16 protein-coding genes and 1 tRNA gene are annotated in these 16,738 nt (G+C 61.9%); 7 read left to right on the top strand and 10 right to left on the bottom strand.

Annotated elements, in window-relative coordinates; all coding sequences use genetic code 11:
• The 4 genes from gyrA to BGO16_RS00570 all read left to right on the top strand — a co-directional run.
• Positions 1-2,417: DNA gyrase subunit A (gene gyrA, locus BGO16_RS00585; protein WP_292616184.1), on the top strand; the 2,417-nt coding region annotated here is incomplete at its 5' end.
• 163 nt (positions 2,418-2,580) lie between these two features.
• Positions 2,581-2,656 (top strand) — tRNA-Lys (locus tag BGO16_RS00580).
• A 313-nt stretch (positions 2,657-2,969) separates the two neighbouring features.
• Positions 2,970-3,320 (top strand): hypothetical protein, encoded by a 351-nt coding sequence (locus tag BGO16_RS00575; RefSeq protein ID WP_292616181.1) that lies wholly within the window; start codon positions 2,970-2,972, stop codon positions 3,318-3,320.
• Between the two features lie 17 nt (positions 3,321-3,337).
• The gene (locus tag BGO16_RS00570) at positions 3,338-3,826 is read left to right on the top strand and encodes a hypothetical protein (protein ID WP_292616179.1); all 489 of its coding nucleotides are present in this window, start codon (positions 3,338-3,340) and stop codon (positions 3,824-3,826) included.
• 231 nt (positions 3,827-4,057) lie between these two features.
• Here BGO16_RS00570 and cysK read toward each other — a convergent pair whose 3' ends face one another.
• Complete coding sequence (cysK, locus tag BGO16_RS00565; RefSeq protein WP_292616177.1) at positions 4,058-5,035, bottom strand: cysteine synthase A; 978 nt, start codon at positions 5,033-5,035, stop codon at positions 4,058-4,060.
• 328 nt (positions 5,036-5,363) lie between these two features.
• Between cysK and BGO16_RS00560 the strand changes: the two genes are divergently transcribed.
• Entirely contained in the window at positions 5,364-5,603 is a 240-nt protein-coding gene (locus BGO16_RS00560) for a hypothetical protein (RefSeq protein ID WP_292616175.1), read from the top strand.
• On the opposite strand, the gene tgt is transcribed toward BGO16_RS00560, so the two are convergent.
• The 6 genes from tgt to coaD all read right to left on the bottom strand — a co-directional run bounded on the left by tgt (position 5,604) and on the right by coaD (position 10,239).
• Positions 5,604-6,737 carry a tRNA guanosine(34) transglycosylase Tgt gene (tgt, locus tag BGO16_RS00555; RefSeq protein ID WP_292616173.1) on the bottom strand — a complete coding sequence of 378 codons (1,134 nt, stop codon included), beginning with the start codon at positions 6,735-6,737 and terminating at the stop codon, positions 5,604-5,606.
• On the bottom strand, positions 6,734-7,816 hold the full coding sequence (gene queA / locus BGO16_RS00550; RefSeq protein WP_292616171.1) for a tRNA preQ1(34) S-adenosylmethionine ribosyltransferase-isomerase QueA: 1,083 nt from the start codon (positions 7,814-7,816) through the stop codon (positions 6,734-6,736). The genes tgt and queA overlap by 4 nt, the downstream gene beginning before the upstream one ends.
• A 445-nt stretch (positions 7,817-8,261) precedes the next feature.
• Positions 8,262-8,726, bottom strand: coding sequence for a peptidylprolyl isomerase (locus BGO16_RS00545; RefSeq protein WP_292616169.1), 465 nt, complete (start codon positions 8,724-8,726; stop codon positions 8,262-8,264).
• Positions 8,702-9,139: a hypothetical protein gene (locus BGO16_RS00540; protein WP_292616167.1), complete on the bottom strand. Its 438-nt coding sequence runs from the start codon at positions 9,137-9,139 to the stop codon at positions 8,702-8,704. Before BGO16_RS00540 ends, BGO16_RS00545 begins: the two co-directional genes overlap by 25 nt.
• A 9-nt stretch (positions 9,140-9,148) precedes the next feature.
• Entirely contained in the window at positions 9,149-9,709 is a 561-nt protein-coding gene (locus BGO16_RS00535; RefSeq protein WP_292616165.1) for a peptidylprolyl isomerase, read from the bottom strand.
• A 32-nt stretch (positions 9,710-9,741) separates the two neighbouring features.
• Positions 9,742-10,239 carry a pantetheine-phosphate adenylyltransferase gene (coaD, locus tag BGO16_RS00530; RefSeq protein ID WP_292616162.1) on the bottom strand — a complete coding sequence of 166 codons (498 nt, stop codon included), beginning with the start codon at positions 10,237-10,239 and terminating at the stop codon, positions 9,742-9,744.
• Between the two features lie 325 nt (positions 10,240-10,564).
• Here coaD and BGO16_RS00525 point away from each other — a divergent pair, with 325 nt between their 5' ends.
• Positions 10,565-10,819, top strand: a complete 255-nt coding sequence (locus BGO16_RS00525) for a hypothetical protein (protein ID WP_292616159.1) — start codon at positions 10,565-10,567, stop codon at positions 10,817-10,819.
• Between the two features lie 252 nt (positions 10,820-11,071).
• Here BGO16_RS00525 and BGO16_RS00520 read toward each other — a convergent pair whose 3' ends face one another.
• Entirely contained in the window at positions 11,072-13,744 is a 2,673-nt protein-coding gene (locus tag BGO16_RS00520; protein ID WP_292616157.1) for a glycosyltransferase, read from the bottom strand.
• A 180-nt stretch (positions 13,745-13,924) separates the two neighbouring features.
• On the bottom strand, positions 13,925-14,497 hold the full coding sequence (locus BGO16_RS00515) for a beta-1-3, beta-1-6-glucan biosynthesis protein (protein WP_292616156.1): 573 nt from the start codon (positions 14,495-14,497) through the stop codon (positions 13,925-13,927).
• Positions 14,498-14,757: 260 nt separating this feature from the next.
• Here BGO16_RS00515 and BGO16_RS00510 point away from each other — a divergent pair, with 260 nt between their 5' ends.
• Positions 14,758-16,383, top strand: a complete 1,626-nt coding sequence (locus BGO16_RS00510) for a beta-(1-6) glucans synthase (protein ID WP_292616154.1) — start codon at positions 14,758-14,760, stop codon at positions 16,381-16,383.
• On the opposite strand, the gene BGO16_RS00505 is transcribed toward BGO16_RS00510, so the two are convergent.
• Positions 16,343-16,723, bottom strand: a complete 381-nt coding sequence (locus BGO16_RS00505; protein WP_292616151.1) for a hypothetical protein — start codon at positions 16,721-16,723, stop codon at positions 16,343-16,345. The two genes, BGO16_RS00510 and BGO16_RS00505, sit on opposite strands and share 41 nt — an antisense overlap.
• Positions 16,724-16,738 lie beyond the last annotated feature (15 nt).

The following is a 16,738-nucleotide window of genomic DNA, read 5'->3' as shown; positions in this document are numbered from 1 at the left end:
GCGTGCCGCTGATCGACGGGCAGGGCAATTTCGGCTCGGTCGACGGCGATATGGCGGCGGCCATGCGCTACACCGAATCCCGCCTCACCAAGATTGCGCAATCGCTGCTCGACGACATCGACAAGGACACCGTCGATTTTCAGCCGAACTACGACAGCAGCGAGAAGGAACCGTCGGTTCTTCCGGCGAAGTTTCCGAATCTTCTGGTCAACGGCGCTGGCGGCATTGCCGTGGGCATGGCCACCAACATTCCGCCGCACAATCTCGGCGAAGTCGTCGACGCCTGTGTGGCGCTGATCGACGATCCCGCGCTTCCGATCGACGATCTCATCAAAATCATTCCGGGGCCGGATTTTCCCACCGGCGGCATTATCCTGGGACGGCAGGGCATCCGTTCGGCCTACCATCTCGGCCGCGGCTCGATCGTGATGCGCGGCAAGGTCTCGATCGACACCATCCGCAAGGACCGCGAGGCGATCATCGTCTCGGAGATCCCATATCAGGTCAACAAGGCCAGCATGGTCGAACGCATCGCCGACCTGGTGCGCGAGAAGAAGATCGACGGCATCTCTGACCTGCGCGACGAGTCCGACCGCGAGGGTTTCCGCGTTGTGGTCGAACTGAAGCGCGACGCCGTCCCCGAGGTCGTGCTCAACCAGCTCTACAGGTTCACACCGCTGCAAACCAATTTCGGCGCCAACATGGTGGCGCTGGATGCGGGGCGGCCGCAGCTCATGAACCTGAAAGACCTGCTGACGCTGTTCGTCGCGTTCCGCGAGCAGGTGGTCACGCGTCGCACCAAGTTCCTGCTCAACAAGGCGCGCGACCGCGCCCACATCCTGGTCGGTCTCGCCATCGCCGTCGCCAACATCGACGAGATCATTCGCGTGATTAGGGAGTCGCCGGATCCCAACAGTGCGCGCGAGACCTTGATGTCGCGCGACTGGCCGGCGAAGGACGTGGCGGCGATGATCACGCTGATCGACGATCCGCGCCACCGCATGTCGCCGGACGGCACGGCGCGGCTGTCGATGGAGCAGGCGAGGGCCATTCTCGATCTGCGCCTGCAGCGCCTGACCGCGCTCGGCCGCGAGGAAATCTCCGAGGAACTCGACAAACTTGCTGTCGAGATTGCCGATTATCTGGATATCCTGCGCTCGCGCGCGCGCGTGCAGGCGATCGTCAAGACCGAACTCTTGGCGGTGAAAGCCGAATTCGCCACTCCGCGCAAGACCGTCATCGTCGAGCAGGAAGGCGAGGTCGAGGACGAGGACCTGATCCAGCGCGAGGACATGGTCGTGACCGTCTCGCACGCCGGCTACGTCAAGCGGGTGCCATTGTCGACCTACCGCGCGCAGAAGCGTGGCGGCAAGGGCCGCTCCGGAATGCAGACCCGCGAGGAGGATTTCGTCAGCCGCCTGTTCGTGGCGTCCACGCACACGCCGGTGCTGTTCTTCTCTTCGCGCGGCCAAGTCTACAAGGAAAAGGTGTGGCGTCTGCCAATGGCCGCGCCGAACGCGCGCGGCAAGGCGCTGATCAACATCCTGCCGCTCGAGCAGGGCGAGCGCATCACCACCATCATGCCGTTGCCGGAAGACGAGTCGTCCTGGGCCAATCTGGATGTGATGTTCGCCACCACCAGCGGCACGGTCCGGCGCAACAAGCTGTCCGATTTCGTCGACGTCCGCCGCTCCGGCATCATCGCGATGAAGCTCGGCGAGGGCGAGGCGATCGTCGACGTACAGATCTGCACCGAGCGTGACGATGTGCTGCTGACCGCCGCCGGCGGCCAGTGCATCCGTTTCCCGGTGACCGACGTGCGCGTGTTTTCGGGCCGGACATCGATGGGCGTGCGGGGTATCGCGCTGGCCGGCGGCGACCGGGTGATTTCGCTCTCGATCCTGCACCACTTCGAGGCGACGCCGGCCGAGCGCGCCGCCTACCTCAAGCAGTCCGGCGCGATCCGTCGCGCCGCGACCGGCGAGGATATCGAGCCCGAAGAAGCAACGCCGGAGGCCGACGAGGCCGCGCACACTGATCTATCGCTGCCCGAGGGCCGTTACGTGGAGATGGGCGCGGCTGAGCAGTTCGTGCTCACCGTCACCGCGCAGGGCTATGGCAAGCGGTCGTCGTCGTTCGAGTTCAGGGTGTCAGGTCGCGGCGGCAAGGGCATCCGCGCCTCCGATCCGACCAAGATCGGCGAGATCGGTCACCTCGTGGCCGGGTTCCCGGTCGAGATGTCGGACCAGATCATGCTGGTCAGCGACGGCGGCCAGTTGATTCGCGTGCCGGTGGAGGGCATTCGCATCACCAGCCGCGCATCCAAGGGCGTTCGCGTCTTCAATACGGCCGATGACGAGCACGTGGTGTCGGTCGAGCACATCCGCGAGGAAAACGAGAACGGCAACGGCGGATAAATCACGATGATTTGGATCGAATCGATCTAAAATCATGGTTGCAACATCTTGGAGCGGGATGCGAGCCGGGAGCCGCTCCACTTTTATCTCCATCCCTCAATTACGCGCCGGACCCTGCAACTATTGACCCGTGCGGGGGGGACCCCTACACAGCGCAGCAAGTGAGCGCGTAGCTCAGGTGGTAGAGCACGTGACTTTTAATCATGGGGTCGAGGGTTCGAGTCCCTCCGCGCTCACCAATCCTTGCACAGGCCGGGGTTCCAGAGTCTAATCCAACTTTGTTGCATCAGACTCTGACCTCTTGATTCGACGCGTTTTCTTCATCCGGTCATTTCGTCCCCGCATCCGGCGACAGACCAGCTACCTCATACTTTTAAGAAACAATCATAATGTATTGGATTTATTGTTGATTATTAGAATCAGAATGGAAATCCAAATGGCGTGCAAATTAACCTTGGCAGTGAAGCACTGCCGACGGGATTTGCATCGCCGCTCATTTTGAACACAATCGACCGGAATAACGCGGGAATCACAAAATCGAGGATCTGATCCATGCGCGTTGCTTGCGTTCGAACTGTTTTGTTTTCATGTGCCCTGACTGCGGGCTTCGCGATTCCGGCTCTTGCCGGAACGGATTATGACGGCCTTTGGAATGTCAGGGTTGTCACCAAGACGGGAAGCTGTGACCCGGTCGCGCAATACCCTCTCACCGTCAGTCACGGTAAGGTTTCGGCGGCTGGTGCTGACGTTACCGGTAGCGTTGGAAACCAGGGTTATGTGAAAGTGTCGATCCGTGGCGCGTTCGCCAATGGCCAGCTCAGCGGCAATACGGGGTCCGGCAAGTGGAACAGCGCATCCGCCGGAGTGCCGTGCAGCGGTCGCTGGGAAGCGTCACGTCAGTAGATTCGGGATTGGCGGCAATGGGACTGGGGATTGCTATGTCACGGGGATTAACGGCCATCGGCGCTGCGGTGCTGTTGTCGGTGTCCGCGGCTTCCGCGGACGCCGGCCCGTTTGAGGGCCTGGGCGGCGTCTGGACTGGACGCGGTACCATACAGCTCGAGGACGGCTCCAGCGAAAAAATCCGCTGCAAAGCCACCTACGCGGTGAGCGGCGACGCGCAGGGCCTCAATCAGACGCTGCTGTGCGCCAGCGACAGCTACAAGTTCGAACTCAAGAGCAACGTGCTTGCGCGCGGCGGAATTCTGTCTGGCGACTGGCGCGAGACCAGCCGCAATGTCGGCGGAACGCTTGAAGGACGCGCGGGGAACGGCCAGTTCAACGTCGACGTCAGCGCTCCCGCGTTTACGGCGAAGCTGAAGCTGACCACGAATGGCAACCGGCAGGACGTCGTCATCCGCTCAGACGGACAGTTCAGGGGCGCCAATATCTCGCTGTCGCGTTCCTGATCTTCCTGCTCTCTGTCTAGAGTTTTCACCATTTCACGGAAACGGTGAAACTCTAGATTCCTGATTTGACGCGTTTTCTTCACGCGAACCGGTATCCACTTCGCTCGAAAACGCTATACAGCTTGATCCCGAAGGCACCGGTTTGCGAAAAAGATCATGCTCCAACAAAAAGATGAGCGACGAGTCTGATTCGACGCAGTTGAAACAAACTCTCAAAGAGTTCGCTCGCAATCAAATCCCCTCAAACAGCGCGGTCGAGAGATAGCGCTCCGAGAACGACGGGACGATGGCAAGGATCGTTTGGCCCGCGCTTTCCGGGCGTCCGCCGATGGCAAGCGCGGCCGCGATCGCCGCGCCCGACGAAATTCCGCCGGGGATGCCTTCGCTGCGCGCCAGCGCGCGTGCGGTCTCAAGCGCCGTGGCGCTGTCGATCTTGATGATTTCGTCGATGACGGAACGATCCAGAATTTCCGGCACGAAACCCGCGCCGATTCCTTGAATCTTGTGCGGCGAATGCCGGCCGCCCGACAGCACCGCGCTCTCTTCGGGCTCCACCGCGACCACGCGCAGCGTCGGCTTGCGCGGCTTCAGGGCCTGTCCGACCCCCGTGATGGTGCCGCCGGTGCCGACGCCTGCCACAATATAATCGACGTTTCCCCCCGTATCGTTCCAGATCTCCTCCGCCGTGGTGCGCCGGTGAACCTCCGGATTGGCGAGGTTCTTGAACTGTTGCGGCATCACGGCGTGTGGCGTGGTGCGCACCAGTTCCTCGGCCATGGCGATGGATCCCCTCATGCCCTCCGCCGCTGGCGTCAGAACGATTTCCGCACCGAGATACGACAGCATCTTGCAACGCTCGGTCGAGACCGATTCCGGCATTACCAGTTTCAGGCGGTAGCCGCGCGAGGCTGCGACAAAGGCCAGGGCGATGCCCGTGTTGCCCGACGTCGGTTCGATCAGGACGGTGTCGGCGTGAATCTTGCCGGCCTTTTCCATCGCGATGACCATCGCGGCGCCGATGCGGTCCTTCACGCTCGCGGCCGGGTTGAAATATTCCAGTTTGGCCAGAATTGTCGCGTTCACGCCGTGCTGCTGCGGCAATCTGCACAACCGGACAATCGGAGTGTCGCCGACCGCATCGACAATGCTGTCGAACACGCGGCCCCGGCCGGCACGGCGCGACGTATCGGTATTCGACTTCGTATCCATGTCAGCCTCCTTGAATTTTGCGCTGAAACAACGCCCACCCTTTCCATAAGGTCAGCCGGCGCCCGGCGGCAAGCGCCGCGCTCGCGACAGCAATCCGTTGCACCGCGAAAAAACGGAAGGGCTCCAAATGGAGTGTCCACTAGCAACTTGTATTTGGTAGGGGTCCTTCGATTCTCACATTCGGAAGGAGGCTCGAAAAACCGGAGGCCAATATCAGAACGGGATTTCTAGAATCGTAAAAGAAACGCATTTGTGTTGCGACATCGTCAAACAATGAGAGTATGAAAAGCCCGGGCTGATCAAATCAAAGAGCAAAGAGGAGGTCACGATGCCAGCAATTGCTGAAATCCCGTCGACCGCCCTGACGCATTCCGCGCGGCGCGGAACCGATCGTCCGGCCTGCCCGGTGTGTGCGGATACGATGATCGCGGCGGAAGCATCCGCATACATGCCGGATAATGTCATTGGCCACCTGTGGACCTGCGACACCTGCGGTTATGGTTTCGTGACCAAACATGTCGTCCAGCGCATTTCCTGCAAACAGGATATCGTCCGCGGTCACCCGTGATCAGTGCGCGGCAATATCGCCGCGCGCCCAATCTTCTCGCGTCCGTTCGCGGAATTGCTGAAAGGTTCCTTCGGCGATCGCCGTTCGCATGGCCTGCATCAGGTTCTGGTAATATGCGATGTTGATCCCGGATAGCAGCATCGCGCCCAGCGTTTCGCCCGATCGCACCAGATGGTGCAGATACGCTCGCGAATAGGTCCGCGATGCCGGCCAGGAATTCTCCTCGTCAAGCGGTCGCGGATCGTCAGCGTGACGCGCGTTGCGCAGGTTGATCTGGCCAAAGCGGGTAAAGGCCATGCCGTGACGTCCGTTCCGCGTTGGCATGACGCAATCGAACATGTCGATGCCGCGCGCGACAGCTTCCACCAGATCGTCAGGCGTGCCGACGCCCATCAGATAGCGTGGCCGGTCCGCGGGCATCCACGGAACTGTCTCCTCGATCATCGCGAGCATGACGGTTTGCGGTTCGCCGACCGCAAGACCGCCAATGGCGTAGCCGTGGAAACCGATCTTGGTCAATTCGCGCGCGCTTGCGTGCCGCAGTTCCGGATTGTCGCCGCCCTGAACGATTCCGAACAGCATGCGTCCCTCGGGTGTTCCCTCGAAGGCGCGCCTGCTGCGCTCGGCCCAGCGCAGCGAGAGCTGCATGGCGCGCTCGATGTCGTCGCGCCCGGCCGGCAGACGAACGCATTCGTCGAGTTGCATCGCGATGTCGGAGCCGAGCAGCCGCTGTACGTCGATCGCGCGCTCCGGCGTCAATTCGATCGCTGCGCCGTCGATGTGGGATCGGAAGGTGACTCCGTGTTCCTTCACTTTTCGCAACTGCGCCAGCGACATCACCTGAAAGCCGCCGGAATCCGTCAGCATCGGACCATTCCAGGTGGTGAATTTCTGCAGGCCGCCGAGGTCTGCGACCCGCCCGGCGCCGGGACGCAGCATCAGGTGATAGGTGTTGCCGAGGACGATATCGGTCCCGGCGTCGCGCACCTCGCGCCATTGCAGGCCCTTCATGGCGCCCTGCGTCCCGACGGGCATGAACGCCGGCGTTCGCACCGCGCCATGCGGCGTGGTGAGAAGGCCGGTGCGAGCCTCGCCGTCGCGGCCGAGCAGCTCGAAATGATTGGCGAGGCTCATGCGGCAGGCGCTGCCGGGAACAGCAGGCAGGCGTCGCCATAGGAATAGAATCGGTAGCCGCCGGCGATCGCGTGGGCATAAGCCTGTTTCATGGTGTCCAGACCGCTGAAGGCCGACACCAACATGAACAGCGTCGAGCGCGGCAGATGAAAATTCGTCATCAGGATATCGACGGCGCGGAAGCGATAGCCCGGCGTGATGAAGATCGAGGTCTCGCCGGTGAACGGGGTGACCCGGCCGTCCTCCGTCGCCGCGCTTTCCAGGAGCCGCAGCGATGTCGTTCCGACCGCGACGATCCGGCCGCCATTCGCGCGCGCTGCGTTCAGCGCCTCGGCGGTCTCCGCGGAGATCGTGCCCCATTCCGGATGCATGCGATGCCCACCGGTGTCCTCGGCTTTGACGGGCAGAAAGGTTCCCGCGCCGACATGCAGGGTGAGACGGTTGATGCCAACGCCGCGGTCGCGCAGCGCCGCTTCCATCGCTGGCGTGAAGTGCAACCCAGCGGTTGGTGCTGCGACTGCGCCTTCATGAGCGGCGAACATGGTCTGATAGTCCGCTGCATCGCGATCGTCCGGCGCGCGTCGTGAGGCGATGTACGGTGGCAGCGGCGGCGAGCCAAGATCGGCGATGGCCTGATCCAGCGTCGGGCCATGGAATGAGAAGGCGAGGGTGACCTCACCTTCCTCGCCCTTGCTTTCGACCTTCGCATCCAGATGTCCGAGAAAACACACCCGTCCCTCGTTGCCGAAGCGGACGATATCTCCCGCGTCGAGTTTCTTGGCTGGTTTCACCAGCGCCTTCCACCGCGAGCCGTCGAGGCGCTTGATCAGCGTTGCATCGATTCTCGGCTCGGCTCCCCGGCCGATGCGGCGGCCATGCAATTGCGCGGCAATCACCCTTGTGTCGTTCACCACGAGCTGATCGCCGGGTCGCAGCCAGTTCGCCAGGTCGCCCACGTGTTGGTCGTGCAAACCGGCTGCCGGCTGCACGACGAGCATCCGGGCGGAATCACGCGGGCTCGCAGGGCGCAACGCGATGCTCCCGGAGGGCAGTTCAAAATCGAAGAGATCGGTTCGCATCGGATGATCAAGCTGACGGTTCTAGTGGAGTGAATTTGACATTCGCTACCCACTTTGCAGCGAACGTGTCAGGCGAATGTCAAAATTTCAAAACTTCACTAGAAACCTGATAGTTGCTAGTGGTCCTTTAATTCTAACATTTGCAAGAACTCCCTGCCGCAACGGGATGCAAATGTTAGAATCGGACCACTAGTGGAGTGAATTTGACATTCGCCACCCACTTTGCAGCAAACCCATCAGGCGAATGTCAAATTCAAAACTCCACTAGAAACCTGATAGTTGCTAGTGGTCCTTTAATTCTAACATTTGCAAGAACTCCCTGCCGCAACGGGATGCAAATGTTAGAATCGGACCACTAGCCCGTCCCTGAACCTGCATGCCCGAAACGTCAATGGCCGGAATACATCCGGCCATTGCTTCGGTCTTGGAATGTTGGAATCGACGATCAGGCCGCGTCCGCGGCAATCCTGGCCTTGACGATCTTGTCGGGATTTTGCACCGGCTCGCCGCGCTTGATCTTGTCGACGTTCTCCATGCCTTCGATCACCTTGCCCCAGACGGTGTATTGTCCGTCAAGGAACGTGGCGTCATCGAAGCAGATGAAGAACTGGCTGTCGCCTGAATCCGGGCTCTGCGCCCGCGCCATGGATGCCGTGCCGCGTACGTGGGGTTCCCGGTTGAATTCGGCTTTCAACTTCTGGCCGGAGCCGCCCATTCCGGTTCCTTGAGGGCATCCGGTTTGCGCCATGAAGCCGTCGATGACGCGATGAAAGACGATGCCGTCATAGAACCCTTCACGAACCAGCTCCTTGATCCGCGCAACATGACCGGGTGCGAGATCGGGACGCATTTGGATCGTCACGGGTCCCTGCGTGGTTTCGAGAATCAAAGTGTTGTCGTTGTCAGCCATGCTCTCTTCTCTTTCGGTTTGGGATGGGTTCGTCGATCGTCAAATCGGATGGTCAGGGGACGGCCCGCAATTGCGGCACCCATGCCCGCGGTAAATGGCATCGGAACGCAGCGCTGCAACGCCTGCATCACGGCCGTCCGGTAGATGATGCGCTCGTCGTCCGTCGCCTCGTGCGTCTCATAGGTGATCCGGGGACGACCCAGAAGATTGCCGTCGCGCTTGAAGGTGAACTGCACGGTGATCTCCATGCCGGGATTTCCGCGCGGCAAGTCCGGCGGTTGCCAGCATCCCTTCAATCGCTCGGACATGGCGGCCAGGTTGGAAACTCCGTCTTCCTGCGCGAGCGCTTGTCCCCCTCCGAAGATTCCGGCGAGGATAAGCAGGATCGCAACCGGGATGGAGCGCAGCCGCACGTTACGCCGTCACTTGATGTCGGAGGCGACCTGAACCTTCAGCATCTTGTCCGGATCGGTGACGGTGCCGCTGGCCGAACCGGCCGGTGCCTTCTTCAACTGGTCGACCACGTCCATGCCGGACACCACATTGCCGACCACGGTGTATTTGCCGTTGAGGAAGGAGGCGTCGGCAAAGGCGATGAAGAACTGCGAGTTCGCCGAGTCCGGACTTGCCGCGCGCGCCATTCCGACCACGCCGCGCTTGAACGGCACATTGGAGAACTCGGCCTTGAGGTTCGGATATTTTGAGCCGCCGGTGCCGTTGAAATTCTGGCCGTCCCCGGTCTGCGCCATGAAGCCGTCCATGACGCGATGGAACGGAACGTTGTTATAGAAGCCGTCACGGGCGAGTTGCTTGATGCGCTCGGCGTGCTTTGGCGCGATGTCGGTCCGCAACTCGATGACGATGCGACCCTTCGTGGTGTCGATCACGATCGCATTCTGCTTGTCGATGTTGGCGGGCAGGGGTTGAGCGAAAGCGGGGATCGCGAACATCAGCGCGGCGACGAGGCCAAGGATTCTAATCATGACAACTCCGGATCAGAGGAAGGCTGGTTCATTCAGCCGGCGAATTTGGTCTTGAGGAGCGATACCACCGCTTGCGGGACGAAGGCCGACACGTCTCCGCCCATGGCCGCGATCTGACGCACCAGTGTGGCGCTGATCGGGCGGATGGCGGGCGAAGCCGGGACGAACACTGTATGCACGTCGCCCGCCATGGCCTCGTTCATGCCGGCGATCTGCATTTCATAGTCGAGGTCGGTGCCGTCGCGCAGGCCGCGGATCAGGATCGCGGCACCGGCCTTTTGCGCGGCGACGACCGTGAGACCGTCATAGGTGGTGCAATCGAAAGCGCAGCCAGCTTCGGCGGCGACCGGCGCGAACGCCGCCCGCACCATCGCCAGACGCTCTTGCGCCGAGAATAGCGGCGTCTTGCCCGGATGGACACCGATGGCGACGATCAGCCGGTCGCACAGGACGACCGCGTGCCTGACGACATCGAGATGGCCGTTGGTAACGGGGTCGAACGATCCGGGATAGAGCGCGACGCGTGACATATCCCCCTCTAGCGCGGCCGCTTTGAGGCCGCAAGCGAGCCGGGTTCCGCCGTCATGGCGGACGAAGCCGATTTTTATTTTCCTCCCTCGACCGAACCGTTTCAGGGCTTAACGCGTCTTATCAGGGTGGCAGCAAGATCACTGAAATCACTGAAGTTTTCAGGGTTTTGTTTCGTCGGGCAAGCGAAGGCGAAACAATTCGCCGGCCAATGAAACCACTTTCCGGAGGCAGCGAAGACATCGCGAAACCGGAGCCGGCTATCAATCCGCCCAACCAATCGGGCCGGCAAGCCGCAAACGGCAAGGCTCAAAACAGGGGACCGTCATGATCAAGGCTCTTTCCGCCGTCGCGGTTGCAGCGTTCATTGCAGCCGCCCTCACCATTCTCCCGGGTTTCGCTCCGCAGGTTTCGGCCAGCACGCCGGTCCCGCTCGCCAAGGGCGACCGTCTCGACATCCGTCCGGCGCCGACTGCCTGCTCGCAGCAGACATGGCCGAATTTCGCAGCGTCTTGCCTTCGTACCGCCGATTCCAGGACCACCGTTCGTGAAGCCCGTCTGGTGACGGCAAACAATCGCTGATCCGGATTTTCGAAACTCCGGATCGTCGAGCCTCCAAGGCAAAGCCGCCCGTATGCCCACGGGCGGTTTTTGTTTTTGCAGCACAAACGCGGCGCGGAACATGCCGCGACTGTGCATTTCGCATGGAAGTGCTTGAGCTTGACGAAAAACCTGCCCGATCGGCTTGAGGTCCGGACTGTTAAAACAGTTCATCGGATCCATGACTTACAGGCGGGATTTCCAGCAGTCACCAAACGGCGGATGTTGGCCGGGTCAGCTTGTTTCGCGCTGGATCTCAGGGCTGGCCGACCCGGACGTGTTCGTCTGAATCGGTATCGGCGCGCGCCGCAGCCCGATCAATTCGGCGCTGCGGATGCGGGCATTGCGCCAGAACGAGAATTCGTTGATGCGCGAGATCTCGAGGGAGGCGATCGCGACGGCAGCCAGGAAGGGCAGGCTTTGTAGCACCAGCACGCCCGCGAAGATGTAGATCTCGTGGACTCCCTTGTACTGGTTGGACGCGATCAGCACGGCCGCTCCGGCCAGCAGAAGGACGCCGATCACCGCTTCCCAGAACGCCTGAAACTCGATCGACATCCGCGACAGGCCGCCTTTTGATGTGCGCGCGAAGGCAAGGTGCTCCGTGATCAGTCCCTGCGCGACCGCCCGGGACACCGTCCATTGCACCGACATGGCGGCCACCATGGCGCCCAGCATCTGCGCGGTCTTGACCGGCACGCGCAGGCGGTACAGCGCCACGAAATGGACCAGCGACACCACGAACGCCGCGATGATGGGCAGGGTCAGGATCTTGTCCGGGATAGCGATATCAGCGAACGCCACGATCGGCACCCAGATCAGGTTGAGGATCGCAACGACGACACCCAGACTTTCGGCACCGAGCCAGTTGAGCCAGCCGAGCGTGAATTCGCGCTTCTGGTCCGGCGAAAGCCGGCTCGCGCCCGGCAGAAAACGGCGCCAGTGCTTCTTGACGATCTGGAAACCACCATAGGCCCAGCGGTGACGCTGTTTCTTGAACGCTTCGTAGGTGTCGGGCAGCAGACCGTGACCGTAGCGGGTGTTGGTATAGTGCGTGAGCCAGCCGTGCTCGGCCATCGCGAGGCCCAGATCGGTATCCTCGCAAATGGTGTCGCCAGCCCAGCCTCCCGCCATATCCATCGCGGCGCGGCGGATCAGGCACATCGTGCCATGGACGATGATGGCGTTGGCTTCGTTGCGCTGGACCATGCCGATGTCGAAGAAGCCTGCATATTCGCCGTTCATGATGTAGTGCATCAGCGAGCGGTCGCCGTCGCGGTGATCCTGCGGGGCCTGAACGAGGCCGACGCGCGGATCGTTGAAAGCCGGCACCAGGTCCCTGAGCCAGTCCGGCTGCACCACATAGTCGGCATCGATGACGCCGATGATCTCGGCGTCGGCGGCGGTGCGATCCATGGCGATGCGCAGCGCGCCAGCCTTGAAGCCTTCGACCTTTTCAGCATTGATGAACTTGAAACGCTCGCCGAGCGCGCGGCAGTGGTCCTGGATCGGCTGCCAGAATGCCGGGTCGGGGGTGTTGTTGATGATCACCACGCATTCGAAATTCGGGTAGTCGAGGCGCGCGAGCGCATCGAGCGTCTGCTTGAGCATCTCGGGTGGCTCGAAATACGCCGGGACGTGGATCGAGACCTTGGGCAGCGGCGCGCCGGCCGCCGCCTGCATCGCCGCCATCTCCCGCGTGATCAGCCGCTGCGGGCGTCGTCCGAACGCCACCGCCGCGATCTCCTCGATGCGCGCCATGGCGATCAGGATCAGCGGCACCAGCAGGGTCAGGCCGAGCGTCAGCGCGAAAGCCGAACCGAAAACGAAGTAATGGTTCGTCCAATAGGCGAAGACCGTTGCGACCCAGGCCCCGACGCCGTTGGCGGTCGCCGCAAGCACCATGACCTGCATCACCGTGGGGGTGGCCAGCCGCAGGATGGGAAGGGACAGCAGGATTCCGATCAGAAGCGCAATGCCGGCGAGCTTCCAGTAGGCTTCATTGACAACGGGGCCGGTCCAGGAAAATTTGGGCTCGCGATCCGCGTTGAGAATGCCCCAGTAGGGACCGACGCCGCCCTCGAAGAACTTCCACGGCTGATCGATGGCTTCGACGATGTTGTATTCCATGCCGATCGATTCGGCCTTGGTGACGAAGTTGCGAAGCGTGACCGCCTGCTGGAACGGACCGGGATCGGCGTTGCGGAGATTGTACCCGGCGCTGGGCCAGCCGAATTCAGCGATCACGATCCGTTTGCCGGGAAATGCATCGCGCAGTTTCTGATAGATGATGAGGGCTTGATCGACGGCCTGCTTGCTCGGAAAGCCTTCCCAATAAGGCAGGATGTGCGCGGCGATGAAATCGACCGACGATGCAAGCTCAGGGTGCTCCAGCCAGATGTTCCAGATTTCGCCTGTTGTCACAGGTACATTCACGGAACCTTTCACGCGCTGAATAAGCTTGATCAGATCCGCGACTTTTTGATCGCCGCGATAGATCGTTTCGTTGCCGACGACGATTCCGTTGACGTTGCTGTTGTGTTTGGCGAGGTCGATGGCGGCCAGCATCTCGCGCTCGTTGCGCTCGACATGCTTGTCGATCCACGCGCCGACCATGACCTTGAGGCCGAATTCATGAGCGATCGGGGGGACAAGTTCGACGCCTCCGGTCGACGAATACAGGCGGATCCCGCGGGTCAGGGGCGCCAGCGCTTTCAGGTCGGACCGGATTTTCTCGACGGTGGGAATATTGTCGATATCCGGATGCGCCGTCCCTTCGAAGGGCGCGTAGGACAGGCTGTTCAGAACACCCTTGAAGTCGGGGGCCTGTTGCCTGTCCTGAAGAAGCCCCCAGAGAGCGGCGTGTGCAGCGGTCACGAACAAAAGAACGGCGACGACAGCGCGCATCGCGACTAAACCATAAGGAGCGAGCAAAACAGGACCGCGGACCCGTCCCCTAGGCCCGACCTATCGGCAAAGATAATTCCGCCAAGCGATTTAACAACTCGTATGACGCCGTGGCGTTTTGAGGGCGGTCAACCGCCTTAACCTCGAAATTCGGATATCGTTCCTTCGCAGCCCCGACAGCTATTTTTTCGGCGGGGCGGGGGCGGGCGCCGGCTGTGCCGGCGGCGGAGACGCGGGGGCCGGTGCTGTGCCTGCGGCCGGCGCGGGTGCTGCGGCGGCGGGCTCGGCCGGCTGCGCGTCCGGATTGATCCAGCAGGCATGAACGCGGCCGCTCAGCGCATCGGGCGCCTTGGGGTCGATCGGTCCGAACCGGACCAGGCAGCGGAATGCCGCCTGAACGTGGCCGCCGGGGCAGCCGAAGCGGTCATAGAGGTCGAGATGGCGAAAGGCCGTGTCCAGATCGTCGCGCCACATCAGAACGACCACGCGACGGCCGAGCCAGACGCATTCCGGGTTTCCCGCCGGTCCATTGATGACGCGCGCGGCTTCGGCAAATTCGTCGGTTTTGCGCTGGCTGTCCTTGGCGGTATCAGCCGCATTGGTCGAGTTGGCCGCAGGCGGCTTGTTCTGATCCTGCGCGCGCAGATCGCCGCTTTGAGCGATCGCGCCGCCGATGCTGAACAGCAGAGCGAAGCCAGGAACGGCAAGGCCGCGCAGGAACGCGTTGTGGAATCTGAACAGCACTCGACGCATGAAGTCCCCCGACTCTCGCTGCCGCGACCGCATGGCGGCAACCGCCACCTTGTATCCAGGTGTCAGATGCCGCTTAAATTGGTCCCCAATACGGCGGAGGTATCACCGGTTTCCATGGCGGAAATTCTGGATTTTGTCCAGCAAGCCGGCTGGTTTAATTGACCGTGGTGAAGCCGTAGCCTGATAAGGTTGTGGCTGTCCGGCCGCCGCTCTTGGCAGACGCGTCTTGACCGGCTAATCGACGACTCGTCTCGCGGAGGATGGGGCCGATTTCGTTTCGTACGCCACTGGCGCTTCTCGTCATTTCGCTCAGCCTGATTGCGGCGGTATGGTGGTGGCTCGGCGCGCCGATCCGGCTTGCGCGCGCGCCGATCGATCCGGCCGCGAAACTGGAATGCGTGTCTTACGCTCCTTTCCGGGGCGAACAGACCCCGCTGGTCGCAACCACCGAAATTCCACCTGAGCAGATCGCCGAGGACCTTGCCCAACTGGCCACGATCTCGAAATGCGTCAGGACCTATTCGATCGAGAACGGCCTCGATCGGCTGCCGGCCCTGGCGGCAAAGGTCGGTCTCAAGGTGATCCAGGGCATCTGGCTCGGCAACGACCGCCTGAAGAACCTCGCCCAGATCAACGTCGCGGTCGGGCTGGCGAAGGAAAATCCCGACACCATCATCGCGCTCGTTGTCGGCAACGAGGTCCTGCTGCGTGGGGAAATGACCGCCGCCGATCTCGCCGCCAACATTCGCATGGTGAAGTCGCAGGTGAGCGTGCCGGTGACCTACGCGGACGTCTGGGAATACTGGCTGCGCAACCGCGAGGTCTATGACGCGGTCGATTTCGTCACCATCCATATCCTGCCGTATTGGGAGGACTTTCCGATCCGCGCGCGCAACGCGGCCGCGCATGTCGACGCCATCCGCAAGCAGGTCGCTGTGGCGTTCCCTGCCAAGGAAATCCTGATCGGCGAGACCGGGTGGCCAAGCGCGGGCCGGATGCGGGAGGGCGCGTTGCCGTCGCGCGCCAACCAGGCGCGCGTAGTGTCCGAAATTCTCGCCATGGCCAAGCGCGAGAAATTTCGCGTCAACCTGATCGAGGCCTACGACCAGCCCTGGAAGCGTGAGCTCGAGGGGACGGTTGGCGGCAACTGGGGTTTGATCGACGCGGTTGGGCGGAAGCTGAAATATCCACCCGGCGAGCCCGTCAGCAATTATCCGCTCTGGAAAATCCAGATGGGCGCGGGGATGGGCTTATGCGTTCTTGTTTTCATGGTCGCCATGCTGACGTTGCGGCGGAAGCCCTGGAAACCGCGGTGGACGTCCTGGATTGCGGTTGCGGTGTCGGCGACTTCCGCGGGAATCCTGCTCGGGGTGGCCGCGGACAAGCTGTGTTACGAAAGCTATGGTTTCGGCAACTCCCTGCGCTGGGGCTTGCTGCTGGCGGCCGGAATCCTCTCGCCGCTGCTGGGCGCAAACGCGCTGATGTCCGGACGCGCGCTGCCGACATTCGTCGAATTAATGGGGCCGCGCCCCGGCCGTACCGGCTCGGCGCTATCGGTCATGCTGGGAATCACGCTGTTGGTGACGACCCTGATCGCGGCCGAGACGGCGCTCGGCTTCGTCTTCGACCCCCGCTATCGCGACTTTCCATTCGCCGCGCTGACGATGGCGGTGGCGCCATACTGGGCGCTGGCCTGGCTCAATCGCCCGCTTACCGGTAGCCGTCCGATCGCGGAACAGGTTTTCGCCGGACTGCTGGTGATCTCAGCCATCTATATCGGGTTCAACGAAGGCCCGAAAAACTGGCAATCGCTGTGGACCTGCGTGGTTTACGCCATGCTCGGCATCACGCTGTGGCGGGCGCGGGCCGCGCAAATCCCAGGATAAGCAGGCCGATCGCGAGACCGGACAGGCCGACATTGTAGAGAACGATTCCGAACCCGGCGGCGGCGAGCCCCGCAGTCAACAGCACGATCGACGGTCGGATCACGTGCAGCACGGCAATGACCAGCGCGGCGATGCCGAAGACGTGGTTGCGAAACAGGTAGGTCGCGACGCTGCGGCTCCGGCACAGCATGGTTTGCAGGCCGCCGTCGCATGCCAGCGAAACCGTGGACAGTTCGACCGCGAGGTAGCGCAGATAGAGCGCGTAACCGACGCTCAGGAACCCGATGATCAGCAGCCATTGCACCTGGTAAGGTGTCAGCCGGAACGGATCTTTTTTCATGAGGCCAATATGATC

It is taken from the genome of Nitrobacter sp. 62-23, from assembly GCF_001897285.1.
In the GTDB taxonomy this organism is placed as follows: Bacteria; Pseudomonadota; Alphaproteobacteria; order Rhizobiales; family Xanthobacteraceae; genus Nitrobacter.
This window is presented reverse-complemented; position numbering and strand designations above follow the sequence as displayed.

What these genes read in the sequence shown, in the direction of transcription:
- BGO16_RS00520 (WP_292616157.1), bottom strand. Translation starts at nt 13,744, where the DNA reads ATGCGCGCTGTCGTCGCCGTTCTTTTGTTCGTGACCGCTGCACACGCC.
- cysK (WP_292616177.1), bottom strand. Translation starts at nt 5,035, where the DNA reads ATGGATACGAAGTCGAATACCGATACGTCGCGCCGTGCCGGCCGGGGC.
- BGO16_RS00575 (WP_292616181.1), top strand. Translation starts at nt 2,970, where the DNA reads ATGCGCGTTGCTTGCGTTCGAACTGTTTTGTTTTCATGTGCCCTGACT.
- BGO16_RS00515 (WP_292616156.1), bottom strand. Translation starts at nt 14,497, where the DNA reads ATGCGTCGAGTGCTGTTCAGATTCCACAACGCGTTCCTGCGCGGCCTT.
- BGO16_RS00510 (WP_292616154.1), top strand. Translation starts at nt 14,758, where the DNA reads ATGGGGCCGATTTCGTTTCGTACGCCACTGGCGCTTCTCGTCATTTCG.
- tgt (WP_292616173.1), bottom strand. Translation starts at nt 6,737, where the DNA reads ATGAGCCTCGCCAATCATTTCGAGCTGCTCGGCCGCGACGGCGAGGCT.
- BGO16_RS00560 (WP_292616175.1), top strand. Translation starts at nt 5,364, where the DNA reads ATGCCAGCAATTGCTGAAATCCCGTCGACCGCCCTGACGCATTCCGCG.
- BGO16_RS00545 (WP_292616169.1), bottom strand. Translation starts at nt 8,726, where the DNA reads ATGGCTGACAACGACAACACTTTGATTCTCGAAACCACGCAGGGACCC.
- BGO16_RS00525 (WP_292616159.1), top strand. Translation starts at nt 10,565, where the DNA reads ATGATCAAGGCTCTTTCCGCCGTCGCGGTTGCAGCGTTCATTGCAGCC.
- BGO16_RS00535 (WP_292616165.1), bottom strand. Translation starts at nt 9,709, where the DNA reads ATGATTAGAATCCTTGGCCTCGTCGCCGCGCTGATGTTCGCGATCCCC.
- BGO16_RS00505 (WP_292616151.1), bottom strand. Translation starts at nt 16,723, where the DNA reads ATGAAAAAAGATCCGTTCCGGCTGACACCTTACCAGGTGCAATGGCTG.
- queA (WP_292616171.1), bottom strand. Translation starts at nt 7,816, where the DNA reads ATGCGAACCGATCTCTTCGATTTTGAACTGCCCTCCGGGAGCATCGCG.
- coaD (WP_292616162.1), bottom strand. Translation starts at nt 10,239, where the DNA reads ATGTCACGCGTCGCGCTCTATCCCGGATCGTTCGACCCCGTTACCAAC.
- BGO16_RS00570 (WP_292616179.1), top strand. Translation starts at nt 3,338, where the DNA reads ATGGGACTGGGGATTGCTATGTCACGGGGATTAACGGCCATCGGCGCT.